The organism is Stenotrophomonas sp. STEN240 (assembly GCF_056756175.1).
In genome coordinates this window covers 1-14301 of record NZ_JBRRBO010000045.1, presented here as the reverse complement: position 1 = coordinate 14301, position 14301 = coordinate 1, and the positions used below count along the sequence as shown (strand labels likewise).

At 64.6% G+C, this 14301-nt stretch carries 13 protein-coding genes; 4 read left to right on the top strand and 9 right to left on the bottom strand.

Going from position 1 to position 14301, the window contains the following annotated elements; translation table 11 throughout:
• Positions 1 to 169: 169 nt before the first annotated feature.
• Positions 170 to 1465 carry an acetyl-CoA C-acetyltransferase gene (locus tag ACVOKO_RS16070; RefSeq protein WP_346499878.1) on the bottom strand — a complete coding sequence of 432 codons (1296 nt, stop codon included), beginning with the start codon at positions 1463 to 1465 and terminating at the stop codon, positions 170 to 172.
• A 90-nt stretch (positions 1466 to 1555) separates the two neighbouring features.
• On the opposite strand from ACVOKO_RS16070, the gene ACVOKO_RS16065 reads away from it, so the two are divergent.
• Positions 1556 to 2443, top strand: a complete 888-nt coding sequence (locus ACVOKO_RS16065) for a hypothetical protein (RefSeq protein ID WP_346499877.1) — start codon at positions 1556 to 1558, stop codon at positions 2441 to 2443.
• A 960-nt stretch (positions 2444 to 3403) separates the two neighbouring features.
• On the opposite strand, the gene ACVOKO_RS16060 is transcribed toward ACVOKO_RS16065, so the two are convergent.
• The 5 genes from ACVOKO_RS16060 to ACVOKO_RS16040 are packed head-to-tail and all read right to left on the bottom strand — an operon-like array spanning position 3404 to position 7940.
• A complete protein-coding gene (locus ACVOKO_RS16060) occupies positions 3404 to 4018 on the bottom strand; it encodes a superoxide dismutase family protein (RefSeq protein WP_346499876.1) in 615 nt (204 codons plus the stop codon).
• A 45-nt stretch (positions 4019 to 4063) separates the two neighbouring features.
• Positions 4064 to 4636 (bottom strand): superoxide dismutase family protein, encoded by a 573-nt coding sequence (locus tag ACVOKO_RS16055; RefSeq protein WP_346499875.1) that lies wholly within the window; start codon positions 4634 to 4636, stop codon positions 4064 to 4066.
• A gap of 41 nt (positions 4637 to 4677) precedes the next feature.
• Positions 4678 to 6126, bottom strand: a complete 1449-nt coding sequence (gene ntrC / locus ACVOKO_RS16050) for a nitrogen regulation protein NR(I) (RefSeq protein WP_346499874.1) — start codon at positions 6124 to 6126, stop codon at positions 4678 to 4680.
• Positions 6119 to 7174: a two-component system sensor histidine kinase NtrB gene (locus ACVOKO_RS16045; protein ID WP_346499873.1), complete on the bottom strand. Its 1056-nt coding sequence runs from the start codon at positions 7172 to 7174 to the stop codon at positions 6119 to 6121. The genes ntrC and ACVOKO_RS16045 overlap by 8 nt, the downstream gene beginning before the upstream one ends.
• A 28-nt stretch (positions 7175 to 7202) precedes the next feature.
• Complete coding sequence (locus ACVOKO_RS16040; protein ID WP_430980799.1) at positions 7203 to 7940, bottom strand: N-acetylmuramoyl-L-alanine amidase; 738 nt, start codon at positions 7938 to 7940, stop codon at positions 7203 to 7205.
• A gap of 244 nt (positions 7941 to 8184) precedes the next feature.
• Here ACVOKO_RS16040 and ACVOKO_RS16035 point away from each other — a divergent pair, with 244 nt between their 5' ends.
• Positions 8185 to 8403, top strand: coding sequence for a DUF6500 family protein (locus tag ACVOKO_RS16035; protein ID WP_346499871.1), 219 nt, complete (start codon positions 8185 to 8187; stop codon positions 8401 to 8403).
• A 242-nt stretch (positions 8404 to 8645) separates the two neighbouring features.
• Here ACVOKO_RS16035 and ACVOKO_RS16030 read toward each other — a convergent pair whose 3' ends face one another.
• The 3 genes from ACVOKO_RS16030 to glnA all read right to left on the bottom strand — a co-directional run bounded on the left by ACVOKO_RS16030 (position 8646) and on the right by glnA (position 12264).
• Positions 8646 to 10061, bottom strand: coding sequence for an ammonium transporter (locus ACVOKO_RS16030; protein ID WP_346499870.1), 1416 nt, complete (start codon positions 10059 to 10061; stop codon positions 8646 to 8648).
• 89 nt (positions 10062 to 10150) lie between these two features.
• Entirely contained in the window at positions 10151 to 10489 is a 339-nt protein-coding gene (locus ACVOKO_RS16025; protein WP_057627937.1) for a P-II family nitrogen regulator, read from the bottom strand.
• 365 nt (positions 10490 to 10854) lie between these two features.
• Positions 10855 to 12264: a type I glutamate--ammonia ligase gene (gene glnA, locus ACVOKO_RS16020; RefSeq protein ID WP_346499869.1), complete on the bottom strand. Its 1410-nt coding sequence runs from the start codon at positions 12262 to 12264 to the stop codon at positions 10855 to 10857.
• 213 nt (positions 12265 to 12477) lie between these two features.
• On the opposite strand from glnA, the gene ACVOKO_RS16015 reads away from it, so the two are divergent.
• Together ACVOKO_RS16015 and ACVOKO_RS16010 are read left to right on the top strand one after the other, a co-directional pair.
• A complete protein-coding gene (locus ACVOKO_RS16015; protein ID WP_346499868.1) occupies positions 12478 to 13272 on the top strand; it encodes an undecaprenyl-diphosphate phosphatase in 795 nt (264 codons plus the stop codon).
• Between the two features lie 84 nt (positions 13273 to 13356).
• Positions 13357 to 14166: a DUF4377 domain-containing protein gene (locus ACVOKO_RS16010; RefSeq protein WP_346499867.1), complete on the top strand. Its 810-nt coding sequence runs from the start codon at positions 13357 to 13359 to the stop codon at positions 14164 to 14166.
• Positions 14167 to 14301: the final 135 nt, after the last annotated feature.

The window sequence follows — 14301 nt, the reverse complement described above, 5'->3', positions numbered from 1 at the left end:
ATGGTCGGCAGGACAATCCCATGTAGTGCCGACCCATGGTCGGCAGGACAATCCCATGTAGTGCCGACTCATGGTCGGCAGGAGAATCCCGTGTAGTGCCGACCCATGGTCGGCAAGGGGCATTGCCGGTAACGCCTCTGCCGAGCATGGCTCGGCACTACAAATCGCATCAGCGCTCGACGATGGCAACCACGCCCATGCCGCCGGCGGTGCAGATCGACACCAGCGCGCGGCCACCACCGCGTGCGGCCAATTCCTTGGCGACGGTGCCGATGATGCGGGCGCCGGTCGCTGCGAACGGGTGACCGGTGGCCAGCGACGAGCCCAGCGGATTGATCTTGTCCGGATCGATGCGGCCAAGCGCGGCATCCAGACCCAGACGATTGCGGCAGTACTCCTCGCTCTCCCAGGCGCGCAGCGTGCACAGCACCTGCGCGGCAAAGGCCTCATGGATTTCGTAGATGTCGAAATCCTGCAGGGTCAGGCCGTTGCGCTTGAGCATCTCCGGCACGGCGACGGTCGGCGCCATCAGCAGGCCTTCGCCATGCACGAAGTCCACGGCTGCCACCTGCGAATCGCGCAGGTAGGCCAGCGGCTCGTGGCCATGCGCGCGCGCCCATTCCTCGCTGGCCAGCAGCACCGCAGCGGCACCGTCGGTCAGCGGGGTGGAGTTGGCGGCGGTCAAGGTGCCACGGCCGGAGCTCTTGTCGAAGGCCGGCTTCAAGGTGGCCAGCTTTTCCAGCGAGGTGTCCGCGCGCATGATGTTGTCGCGCTCGACACCACGGAACGGCGCGATCAGGTCGTTGAAGAAGCCGCGCTCGTAAGCAGCAGCCAGCTTCTTGTGCGAGGACACCGCCCACTCATCCTGCGAATCGCGCGAGATGTTCCATTCCTTGGCCATGTCCTCGCAGTGGTCGCCCATGCTCTTGCCGGTACGCGGCTCGGCCACGCCGGGGAACTCGGGCTTGAGTTCGGAGAACTTGAAGCCCTTGAGCAGGGTGCGGATCTTGTCGCCGGTTTTCTTGGCACGGTTGGCCGCCAACAGGCGCGCGCGCAGCTTCTTGCCATAGACGATCGGCACGTCGGAGGTGGTATCCGAACCGCCACCGATACCGGACTCGATCTGGCCCAGGGCGATCTTGTTGGCCACGGTGATGATGCTGTCCAGCGAGGTACCACAGGCACGTTGCAGGGTGATGCCCGGGGTCAGCGGCGACAGCCCGGACGACAGCGCGGCCTCGCGGCCCAGGTTCCAGTCGCTGGGGTGCTTGATCACCGCGCCCATCGCTACTTCGCCCAACTGCTGGCCGTGCAGGCCGAACCGTTCAACAAGCGCGCCAAGCGTACGGACTGACATGCCAAGATTGCCGACATCCGAATAAGCAGTGTTCTGGCGGCAGAACGGGATGCGGACGCCACCGAGGATGGCGACTGGACGAGCGCTGGGCATGCGGGTACCTGACATGGGAATGAGTATGCGACGTGGCCTGTCTGCGATAGCAGGCATAATGGTGTTGAGTGTAGCTTCGAGGCCGTGATGGGCCAACCGCGAATCATGAGCAATTCAAACCCTGACGTGAACGCCCTGGGCGTAGTGGCATTGGAACTGGCTGGCGGCGAGCAGCCCGGCAAGGCAGCGCTGGGCTCGGAGGCCGCCGGTGAACTGGTGGCGCTGATAGGCCGCGACCTGACCAAGCTGGTGCCGCAGGTCAGCGAACTGGACCTGGTTTTCGCCGCCGCGCATTTCGACCCGGCCGAAGTCCTGCGTCCCGGTCTGCCCATTCATCGCCGCCTGGAAGAACTGCAAGTGCGCGCGCCCGGACGCAACCACGGCGCACGAATGCTGGCGTTCGGCGCCGATGCCAATGGCGAGATTCCACTGCCGCTGCAGGCCGATCCGGCCCTGAGTGGCGGCGCGCTGCGGCTGCTGCCGTTCGTGCTGGCAGGCGGTGAGCCCGGCGTGCGCAGCGCCGTCCGCGATGCGCTGGAAGAAGTGCTGCTGGCCAACGGCATGGCGCAGCCAGACACCGCGCTGCTGGCACAGAACAGCTTTGCCGCACAGATCGAACATGCGCGCTATTTCACCGTCAACGATCTGGCCGCGATGATGGCCATGCAATACGACAACCAGGGCCTGGCCGATCTGTGGCCGCTACTGGAAACGGCGATGTTCGCGCCCAACGAAGAACAGTGGCTGGACATCTCCCCCGAGCCGCTGCTGCGTTATGTAGGTGGCGAAGTGCGCATGGCCTTGTTTGATCCGGCCGGCTGGTGCGCGCACTACGCCCAGGACAAGAACGACTGCGACCGCCTGCAGCGCGTCTACGAGCAGTACATGATGCGCCAGCGGCAGATGGCCGCCGTGCTGGAAGCGCATGGCATCGACGTGCTGTATGTACACGTGAATGCCGGCCAGGATGCCAAGGCGCTGCTTGGGCATTGAGCGCGCGTTGGTCGCTGCAGAAAAGGCCGCGTAAGCGGCCTTTTCTCTGTTTTGAAGCGGAGTGAAGCCGAAGCAAGAGCACCCCTCCCCAACCCTCCCCTGCGCGCTGCGCAAGGGAGGGAGCAGTGCATGCAGCACTTTGATCCTCGCCGTGAACCGCCCCCTCCCTTTGCCGAAGGCAAGGGGAGGGTTGGGGAGGGGTGCTGTTGCTGTTGCTGTTGCTCTTGCTCTTGCCTTTTGTCCTGCCTCGATCATCCGACCCGAAAGGTCAGTGACGGGTCACGGCGTGAGTTCTACGTGGAGAGCCAGTGCGAAGGCCAAAGCCAAAGCACCCCTCCCCAACCCTCCCCTGCGCGCTGCGCAAGGGAGGGAGCAGTGCGTGCAGCACTTTGATGCTCGTCTTGAACTGCCCCCTCCCTTTGCCGAAGGCAAGGGGAGGGTTGGGGAGGGGTGCTCTTGCTGTTGCTGTTGCCCTTTGTCTGGCCTCGATCATCCGACCCGAAAGGTCAGTGGCGGATCACGGCAAGAGTTCTACGTGGAGAGCAAGTGCAAAGGCCAAAGCCAAAGCCAAAGCACCCCTCCCCAACCCTCCCCTGCGCGCTGCGCAAGGGAGGGAGCAGTGCATGCAGCACTTTGATGCTCGCCGCGAACTGCCCCCTCCCTTTGCCGAAGGCAAGGGGAGGGTTGGGGAGGGGTGCTCATGCTGTTGCCTTTTGTCCTGCCTCGATCATCCGACCCGAAAGGTCAGTGGCGGGTCACGGCGTGAGTTCTACGTGGAGCGCAAGTGCGAAGGCCAAAGCCAAAGCACCCCTCCCCAGCCCTCCCCTTCGCTGCGCGAAAGGGAGGGAGGCAAGCCAGAAGCGCAACCTGGGTATGCCCAGGACAACACAAAGGGCCGCTTACGCGGCCCTTTGTTGTTGCCTTCATTGGTTCCTCGTTCCTGAAACCTCGTTTCTAACTTCAAGGCACCTTGGCAATCACCGCACAGGCCAAGCGCGCGCCTGCATTACCGGTCGGCTGGGTCTTGTAGTCGTCCGGGTCGGCATGGACGATCAGGCCGCGGCCGACGATGTCGAAACCATCGCCTACGCCGACGTTGACGTTGCTCGCCACCGGGCCGTCGATATGCGCATTGCCCTGCGCATCGGCCTTGATGTTGGGCATGTCGCCGCCGTGATGCATCGCGGTGCTGATGCTGCCGTGTTCGCTGCTGCCCGGGTTGAAGTGGCCGCCGGCGCTGCTGCCGTCCGGTGCGCTGCAATCGCCCTTTTCGTGGATGTGGAAGCCGTGCTCGCTGTCCGGCTTCAAGCCGCTGATGTCACCGCTGGCGCGCAGTTGGCCATCAACCAAACTGAAATTGATGGTGCCCGCGACCGTGCTGTCCTTGGTCGGCTGCAGCTGTGCGGTGGCGATCGGCTTGGCCATCTCCGGCGGTGCGGCCGGGTCGGCCACGGGCGCGGTTGCGGCCGGCGGGGTGATGCTGTCGGCTGGGGCCGCATCGGGCTCGGCGCCCTTGTTGCAGGCGCTCAGGGCCAGTGCGCTGGCGAGGAACAAGCTGGTGTGGATCAGTCGCATTGGGTGACTCCCTTGCTGGTCTGGTTCAAATCAGGATTGGCGCACTCAGCGCACCACGCGGATCACCGCGCAGGCAACGCGCGCACCGGCATTGCCGGCTGGCTGGCTGCGGTAATCGTCGGCCGCTGCATGCACTACCAGTGCACGGCCAGCAACATCGTTTGCAGCACCACCGCCAAGGGTAACGCCACGCAGGTGTACGTCGACGTGAACCACACCTTCGGCATTGGCCTGCAGGTTGTCCATGTCGCCGGCATGATGCGCACCGGCACCGGCGCGCCCGTGCTGCTGCATGGCCGGATTGAAATGGCCACCGGCACTGCTGGCGTCCATCGCGCTGCAATCGCCTTTTTCATGCACATGGAAGGCGGCCTGCTGGCCACGCGGCAGGCCGCCGATGACGCCGGTGATGTGTACCCCGCCCACTTCCGGCACCAAGGCCAGGCGGCCGCTGACCAGGCTGGCGGAGGCCGGCGCGAGATTGGCTTCGGCCAACTTGGCGGTACTGACCGTAGCCACCGGCGGCGGTGGCGGCTCGGCCTTGGTGTTTGGGCTTGTGCCGCAGGCGCTGAGCAGCACGGTGGCGGCCAGGACGGTAAGAGGTAGCAGGGTACGCATCGATATCTCCTTGCAACAGAACGAACAGGCCCTTGCCACGCTCAACTACCGCGACGGCGCCCAGGCCCCAGTTTGCGGGTAACAGTATTACGGCCAAGTCCGAGTCGCGCGGCGGCATCGGCACGGTGGCCATCGGTGAAATCCAGCGCCACTTCCAGCAACACGTTGTCCAGCCGCTCGCGGGCCTCGGCGTGCAGGCCGCTGGCACCTTCGGCCAGACGCTGGCGTGCCCACGCGGCCAAGGCGCGGTCCCAGTGTTCGGGCGCAAGTGGTGTGGTGGCGTGGGTGGCGCGGCCGCCCCGGTTCAAGGCGGCCTTTACGTCCTCGGCCGATACGGTATCGGCGACGGCCAACGCTGCCAATCGCCAGCACACGTTTTCCAGTTCGCGCACGTTGCCCGGCCAGCTGTGTTCGCGCAGTGCCTTTACCGCAGCCACGGACAGCCGCTTGGCCGGCATGTCGAGCCGGCGGGCGGCGTTGGCCAGGAAGTTCTCGGCCAGCTGCGGTACGTCGCCCAGCCGCTCGCGCAGCGGCGGCAACAGCAGCCGCACCATGTCCAGCCGGTGCAGCAGGTCGGCGCGGAAGCGGCCTTGTTCGACCAGTGTTTCCAGATCCTGGTGGGTGGCTGCAACCACCCGCACATCGACGCGGATCAGTTCGCGGCCACCGACGCGGAAGAACTCGCCTTCGGCCAGCACCCGCAGCAAGCGGGTCTGCAAGGCCAACGGCATGTCGCCGATTTCATCGAGGAACAAGGTGCCGCCATCGGCCTGCTCGAAGCGGCCGACATGGCGTTTGCTGGCGCCGGTGAAGGCGCCGGCTTCATGGCCGAACAGCTCGCTTTCCAGCAGCTCGGCCGGGATGGCAGCCGTGTTGAGTGCGACGAACGGGCCCTTGGCGCGGGGCGACTCGCGGTGCAGCGCATTGGCCACCAGCTCCTTGCCGGTGCCGGTTTCGCCGTTGATCAATACCGACAACGGTGCTTGCGCAAGCCGGCCGATGGCGCGGAACAGCGCACGCATCGCCGGGGTGTCGCCAATCAGCTGCGGCGGGCCTTCTTCTTTCTGCGCTGCTGCAGGCGGCGGTGATACCGGCTCCGGCAATTCTTCGGCTTCGGGCAGCGCGCGTCGCGCCAGCTCCACCGCGTCATCCAGGTCGAAGGGCTTGGACAGGAATTCATGCGCGCCACCACGGAAGGCGCCGGCGGTGCTGGCCACATCGGTATAGGCCGACATAACGATCACCGGCAGCTGCGGGTGCGCGGCCTTGAGCTTGTCCAGCAATACCAGCCCGTCGTCGCCGGGCATGCGCACGTCGGTGAACAACAGATCCGGTACCGGCTGTTTGGCCAGCGCAGCCAGTGCGGCAGCGGCACTGTCGAAACCCTCGACGGTGTAGCCGGCATCACGCAATGCGGTGCTCAGCACGAAACGTACCGAGCGATCATCATCGACGACCCAGACGGTCGCCGCTGCGGTGGGCTTATGCATCACTCACCTCCGCTGTTTCCTCGGCAACGGGCAGCGGCAGCAGCACGGTGAACACGGTATGGCCGGGGCGCGAGCGATAGCTCAAGGTGCCGCGGTGTTCGCGGGCTACCTGCTGGGCCAGTGCAAGGCCAAGCCCGGTGCCTTCGGCGCGGCCGCTGACCAGCGGCAGGAACAGGTGCTCGGCCAGTTCTTCCGGCACACCGCGACCGTCGTCGGCCACTTCCAGGCGCAGGGCCAGCGCATACGGTTGCTCGGCGATGCGCAGGCCGTGTTCGACGCGGGTACGCAGGGTGACGCTGGTGGCGCCGGCCTGGATGGCATTGCGGACCAGATTCAGCAGTGCCTGGGTCAGGCGATCCGCGTCGCCGGCGAACTCCGGAATGCTGGGGTCGTAATCGCGCAGCAGGCGCACCGACCAGCCGGCCTCGTTCTCGACCAGGCGCAGCACCCGCTCCAGCGCGGCATGGATGTTCAGCGGCGCGTGCGGGCGTTGCGGTGCCGGCGACAGCAGCTGTTCCAGCAAGGTGTTGAGGCGCTCGATCTCGGCGCCGATCAGTTCGATCAGTTCGCGTTCGTCGGCATCCCGGCCACTGGCGCGGCGCGCCAGCAGCTGGGCGGCACCCTTGAGCCCGGCCAGTGGATTACGCAGTTCGTGGGCCAGGCCTTTGAGGGCGGCACTGAATGCGCCGGGCAGTACCTGCGCCGGGTCGGCGCCTTGGAACTCGTCCACCGGATGGGCTTCCAGCAGCCAGCCGCCCTCCTCCACCGCACTCAACCAGCCATCGGCGAAGCGCGGGGTTTCGCCCGGCAGCGCCAAGGTCAATCGCGGCAGGCGGGTCATGTCGGTGACCGGCAGCGCCAGCCGCTGCGCCAGTGCTTCGCCCTGCGCTTCCAGCGACACCAGTGGCTGGCCGAGCAGGCGCCGCACGCTTACCCCCAGCCAGCGGCAGAACGCCGGATTGGCGCCCTGGATGCGGCCGTCCACGTCACTCCAGACCAAGGGAGTGGCCATCAGGTCCGGCGAAGGGGTGAAATCAGAGGCGGTCATTGCACCAATATAGTGCAAACCGGCCGGATCACTGCTTCTGCTGCAGCAGGGAATACAGGATGCGGGCGTCTTCGGGATCGAGCTCGGCCGGCAGGGTGTCGCTGCCACGGAAGCGGCGGTGGAAGGCGCGTGCCGCAGCGGCACGGTCGTCCAGCGCATAGCCAAAGGCCTGCATCGCCAGCCAGCTGTCGAAGCCGGCCGGTGCCGGGCCGTGTTTGGGGTCGGGCCACAGGCCGAAACCGGCTTCGGCCAACTGCTGCCACGGGAAATAGCGGCTGGGGTCGGCCTTGCGGGTAGGTGCAAGGTCGGCATGGCCGATGATCTGGCTGCGCGGGATGTTGTAGCGGCTGCAAAGGTCTTCGAGCAGGCGCAGCAGGCTTGCGATCTGCGGCTGGGTGAAGGGGCTGCTGCCGTTGTTGTCGATCTCGATGCCGATCGAGGTCGAGTTGAGATCGGTGAAGCCACCCCAGCGGCCGCCACCGGCATGCCAGGCGCGCTCGCCATCGGCCACCAGCTGGTAGAGGTCACCATCGCGGCCCACCAGATAATGCGAGCTCACCTGGCCACCGCTGTTGGCGGTGCGCAACGTGTCCAGGCTTTCCTGCACCGAGCCCTGCTCGGTGTGGTGCAGCACGATCAGCACCGGCTGGCGCTCGTTGTAGTTGGGCGACGGCACCCACTGCGCCAGCGGATTGCGCTCCGGCGTGGAGGTACAGGCCGTCAGCGAGGCCAACAGGGCGAGCGGCAGCAGCAGTTTGGTCTTCATGTAGGCCATTGCACGTTGCCGCGCGCCGCTTTGCAAGTGCGGTCTGGCATGCGCTGGAAACGTTGCCGACAGATGCGACGTGATTGCTTGCTTGCATTGGAGGGCCTGCTCAGGGAGTTGGGGAGTCCGGTGTGATGCCGGCGCGGAACATGCGGCGCATGTTCAAAACTCTTTCCGCTGGGGGTGGCTGCCCGTTGTGTTTAGGCTATAGAGGCTCGTTGATCGACGATCTGCTGGAGCGACAATGCGTGATTCACTGAAACAGAAAATCGTTGCTGTCTGCGATGCCAAGATCGCAGCGAAGGGGGCGACGGTAGGGCTGTCGTTCTATGCATTTTTTGCCAACCGCAATGATGATCCGGAACTGCTGATGGAAGCGGCTACCTGGTGGATCCAGACCCATCGCCTGGATCACTTCGAGAAGGCTGAGAAGGTGAAGACGTTGGTATTGGCTGAGGGCTGACGCACTGCGGGTTTGTTCGGATTGGTTCCGGTCGAACAGTAATGCTGCTTCGCCCAACCCTCTCCCCAACCCCTCTCCCGGAGGGAGAGGGGCTCTGATTTTCTGCGGGAGAACGCCTTGTAGTGCCGAGCCATGCTCGGCAAGGGCCTCACCGGTAATGCCTCAAAAGCGCCCTCACCCCAACCCCTCTCCCGCAAGCGGGAGAGGGGCTTTGATCTTCTGCGGCAGAGGAGCTAACGCGGTTACGCCTCGTACGCCGACTCGCCATGGGTGGTTACGTCCAGACCAGTGCGTTCGGCTTCTTCGCTGACGCGCAGGCCGACCAGCGCGCGGACAACCAGCAGGATGGCGGCGGTGACCACGGCCGACCAAAGAACGGTGAAGCCGACGCTGACCACCTGCACCCACACCTGGTGAGCGATATCCAGGTCCACCTTGGTGCCGCCCAGCGACTGCGCACTGAACACGCCGGTGAGAATGGCGCCGACAATGCCACCGACGCCATGCACACCGAATACGTCGGCGGTGTCGTCCGCCTTCAACAGACGCTTCAAGCCGGTCACACCCCAGACGCAGACGATGCCGGTGACAAAACCAATCACGATCGCGCCGAGCGGACCAACGGTACCGCAGGCCGGCGTCACGCCGACCAGACCGGCCACCGCACCCGAGGCTGCGCCCAGTGCCGAGGGATGGCCCTTGCTGATGGCTTCAACCAACGTCCAACCCAAGACTGCGGCAGCAGTAGCCAGCACGGTGTTGATGAAGGCCAGCGAGGCCACGGTGTCAGCGGCGGCAGCCGAGCCGGCATTGAAGCCGAACCAGCCCACCCACAGCAGCATCGCGCCGATCCAGGTCAACGGCAGGTTGTGCGGCTTCAGTGCGGTCTGGCCATAGCCCAGGCGCTTGCCGACGAACCACGCCGCCACCAAACCGGCGACACCGGCATTGATGTGCACCACGGTGCCACCGGCGAAATCGATCGCCCCCATCTCACCGAGGTAACCGCCGCCCCAGACGATGTGCGCCATCGGGATGTAGCTCAGGGTGAACCACAGTGCCGAAAACAGCAGCACCGCGCGGAACTTGATGCGCTCGGCGAAGGCGCCGACGATCAGTGCGGTGGTGATGCCGGCAAAGGTCGACTGGAAGGCGACGAACAGGAAATCCGGCAGGCCAGCGATCGGCGTATTGCCGACCGAGTCCGGGGTGAAGCCTTTGAGGAAGGCGAACTCAGTGAATGATCCGAAGAACTGGTTGCCAGTACTGAATACCGCGCTGTAGCCGTAGGCCACCCACAGCATCAGCACCAGCGAGAACACCACCAGCACCTGGCTGAGCACCGACAGCACGTTCTTGGCGCGCACCAGGCCGCCATAGAACAGTGCCAGACCAGGCACCACCATCATCAGCACCAGCAAGGTGGCGGTGAGCATCCACGCCACATCGCCCTTGTCGAAGGTAGCTGCGGATTCTGCTGCAGGTGCGGCTGCAGCCTGCGTTGTTGCGGCGGCCACTTCAGTGGTGGCGGGCTGGGCCTGCGTGTCCTGCGCCCAGGCGCTGCTCGAAAACATGCCCAGCAGCACTGCGGTGAGCATGAAAGACAGGCACAGGCCTCCGAGCCGGGCTTTGAACCCGGTGAAAAATTCCGTTCGCATTGTCGACTCCGGTTGTGGGGGTGGGACCTGCCAGCGACCCGTTGTCACCTGGCGGTCGCTGCCGCCGGAGGACGGGGCGTTGCGGTTTCCTAGAGCGCGTCGGCGCCTGTTTCACCGGTGCGGATACGCACCACTTGTTCCAGCGCGGTAACGAAGATCTTGCCGTCACCAATCTTGCCGGTGCCGGCCGCGCCCTGCAGGGCTTCGATCACCGCCTCGACGTTGTCGTCGGTGACGGCGGTTTCGATGCGGATCTTGGGGAGGAAATCGACGACGTATTCGGCGCCACGGTACAGCTCGGTGTGGCCTTTCTGCCGGCCAAAGCCCTTGACCTCGGTGACGGTGATGCCGGAAACGCCTGCAGCGCCCAAGGCTTCACGCACTTCGTCGAGCTTGAATGGCCGGATGATCGCGGAGATTAATTTCATGCGCATGTCCCGATGTGGAGGAGACCGGCCTGCGGCTGCGGGCCGGCATCGTGTCTTCCACCGGCCGTTGTGCGGCCGCTGGCTGTTGCGCCGAACGCATCATGGGCCTGGCTGTGACCACCGGCATTGCTGCCGGCCGCCACAACCACGCGGGAGGGAGGAATGGCCCATGCCGCGCGCTCGGATTTTCTTGCCCCTGCAGGCGTACTGCTGGCTGTTGCATGACCTTTGTGCTCCCCAGCAACAAAGGCGGCGGCGATGACGCAGATGGGAGGGGGAGGGTCCACGCCACCGCCGCCTAACAACAGCTAGCAACTACACCTGGTGTTGCCGGTGGCCAGCACGCTGTACTGGCCACCGTCACATCAGCTTGCGTAGTACAGCTGGTATTCCAGCGGATGGGTCGCAGCGCGGAACGCGGTGACTTCCTTCATCTTCAACGCGATGTAAGCGTCGATGAAGTCGTCGCTCATCACGCCACCGGCCTTGAGGAACTCGCGGTCCTTGTCCAGTGCTTCCAGCGCCTGGTCCAGCGAGGAACAGACCTGCGGAATCAGCTTCTCTTCTTCCGGCGGCAGGTCGTACAGATCCTTGTCGCTCGGTGCGCCCGGGTCGATCTGGTTCTTGATGCCGTCCAGGCCGGCCATCATCAGCGCGGTGAAGGTCAGGTAGCCGGACTGGATCGGATCCGGGAAACGCATTTCGATGCGGCGTGCCTTCGGGTTGGACACCCACGGAATGCGGCACGAAGCCGAACGGTTGCGGGCCGAATAGGCCAGCATCACCGGTGCTTCGAAGCCCGGCACCAGGCGCTTGTAGCTGTTGGTGCCGGAGTTGGCGAAGGCATTGATCGCACGGGCGTGCTTGAAGATGCCGCCGATGTACCACAGCGCCATCTGGCTCAGGCCGCCGTAGCCGTCACCGGAGAACAGGTTGTTGCCGCCCTTGGCCAGCGACTGGTGCACGTGCATGCCGCTGCCGTTGTCGCCGACCAGCGGCTTGGGCATGAAGGTCACGGTCTTGCCGTTGCGGTGGGCAACGTTCTTGATCACGTGCTTCATGCGCTGCAGTTCGTCAGCCTTGGTGACCAGCGTGTTGAACTTGGCGCCGATCTCGCACTGGCCAGCATTGGCCACTTCGTGGTGGTGCACTTCGACTTCGATGCCGACCTTTTCCAGCACCTTGCACATCTCGGCGCGGATATCGTGCAGCGAATCGGTCGGCGGCACCGGGAAGTAACCGCCCTTCACGGTGGGACGGTAGCCGGTGTTGGTGCCGTCATAGCTCTTGCCGGTGTTCCAGGCGCCTTCTTCAGAATTGATCTTGTAGAAGGTGTTGCCCATGTCGTTGGCGAACTGGACCGAATCGAAGATGAAGAATTCCGGTTCCGGGCCGAAGAACGCCAGGTCGGCAATGCCGGAGGACTTCAGGTACGACTCGGCGCGCTTGGCGATGCCGCGCGGGCAGCGGCCGTAGCCCTGCATGGTGGCCGGGTCGAGCACGTCGCAGATCAACACCAGGGTCGGGTCGGCGTAGAACGGGTCCACATAGGCACTGGCCGGGTCCGGCATCAGCACCATGTCCGATTCAGCGATGCCCTTCCAGCCGGCGATCGAACTGCCATCGAACATCTTGCCTTCTTCGAACAGGCTGGGCTCGATGATCGAGGCCGGGAAGGTCACGTGCTGCTCGATGCCACGCATGTCGACAAAACGCAGGTCGATGAACTCGATCTGGTTGTCCTTGATCAGCTTCTCAACATTTTCCAGCGACATCGGGTGCAACCTCGGATGAATGGTGACGTGCCTGTATCAAAGCAAATGGCGTGCCAACTTTTTGTTAACCGCAAGTTGTTGTTTTGATTCGTTTCCAGGCAAAAGCGTTCGCGGTTATAAGCACCATTTTGGTGCTGTTTTAATGACATGCACCATTCAGGTGCGAAGCACTGAATGCACTATGCTGTGCCCGCCTCCCCTACTCCCGTTCCCATGTCCGACCTGCTCTCTGCCCTGCTACTGGGCATCCTCGAAGGCCTCACCGAATTCCTCCCGATTTCCAGCACCGGCCATCTGCTGATCGCCCAGCATTGGCTGGGCGCGCGCTCGGATTTCTTCAACATCGTCATCCAGGCCGGCGCCATCCTCGCCGTGCTGTTGGCGTTCCGGCAGCGCCTTTGGTCGCTGGCCACCGGCTTGAACCAGGCCGAGAACCGCGACTACGTGATGAAGCTGGGCGTGGCCTTCCTGGTCACCGCCGTCGTCGGCCTGCCGGTACGCCTGGCCGGCTGGGAACTGCCTGAAACCGTCACCCCGGTGGCTTGGGCGCTGGTGATCGGCGGCGTCTGGATGCTGCTGGCCGAGCGCTTTGCCGGGCGCCTGCCGGACAGCACCACCATCACCTGGAAAGTCGCCGTGGCCGTTGGCCTGGCGCAGGTGATCGCCGGCGTGTTTCCGGGTACCTCACGCTCGGCTGCGGCGATCTTCCTGGCCATGCTGCTGGGCTTGACCCGGCGCGCGGCAGCGGCCGAGTTCGTGTTCCTGGTTGGCATCCCCACCATGTTCGCCGCCAGCGGCTACGCCTTGCTGGAGATGGCCAAGAAAGGCCAGCTCGGCAACGAGAACTGGGCCGATGTCGGCGTGGCCTTCGTCGCCGCCGCCATCACCGGCTTCATCGTGGTGAAGTGGCTGCTGAGCTATATCAAACGCCGTCCCTTCACTGGCTTTGCGCTATATCGCATCGCACTGGGCTTCGGCCTGCTGCTGTTTCTGCCTGCTGGAAACTGAACGTGCAGTCGCAAGTGCAACCCCGGCAGCCGGCTCCGGCCGTTTGCCGTTCTGACTTTCCCAACGCTACCTAAGGAGTTCACCATGAAGCGCATTCTTCTGCTGGCACTGCCCATCGCCCTCATGACCGCCTGCAGCAACCCGCCGGCAAGCACCAAGAGCGAAACCACCGCAGCCGCCGACACCAGCACCGCCGCTCCTGCCGCGAACATCGACGCCGCACAGCTGGGCGCAAACCACTGGTTGCTGGACAACGCCGTGGACGCAGCCGGCAAGCGCATCGAAGGCCTGTTCGTGAACACCGACAAGCCGCTGACCCTGGACTTCAAGGACGGCCGCCTGTCGGTCAGCAATGCCTGCAACAACATGGGCGGTGCTTACACCGTGGAAGGCAACGCGCTGACCGTTGGCAACATGATGTCGACCAACAAGGCCTGCCAGGGCCCGCTGATGGCGCTGGACGGCCTGGTCAGCGAACGCCTGCAGGGCAAGCTGACCGTGCAGTCGCTGGACGCATCGGCAATGCGCCTGGTTGCCGCCAATGGCGACGTGCTGAGCTTCCGCGCCGAGCCGACCGCTGAAACCCGCTACGGCGGCGCAGGCGAGACGGTATTCATGGAAGTGGACGCACAGGCCAAGCCCTGCCCGCACCCGCTGATGAAGGACGCCACCTGCCTGCAGGTGCGTGAAGTGAAGTACAACGAGCAGGGCCTGGAACAGGGCAAGCGCGGTGCCTACGAAAACTTCTACGGCAACATTGAGGGTTACACCCACCAGCCGGGCGTGCGCAACGTGCTGCGCCTGAAGCGCTACCAGATCAAGAACCCGCCGGCCGATGCGCCGTCGCAGGCCTATGTGCTGGACATGGTGGTGATGTCGGAAACGGCAAAGTAATTCGTCACCATCGAACAAACAGAAAGGGCGCCGCAAGGCGCCCTTTCTGTTTTGCGCTGTGCGGGAGCGGCGCCCTTGTAGAGCCGAGCCATGCTCGGCTGGGGCCTCACCGGTAACGCCTCTGCCGAGCATGGC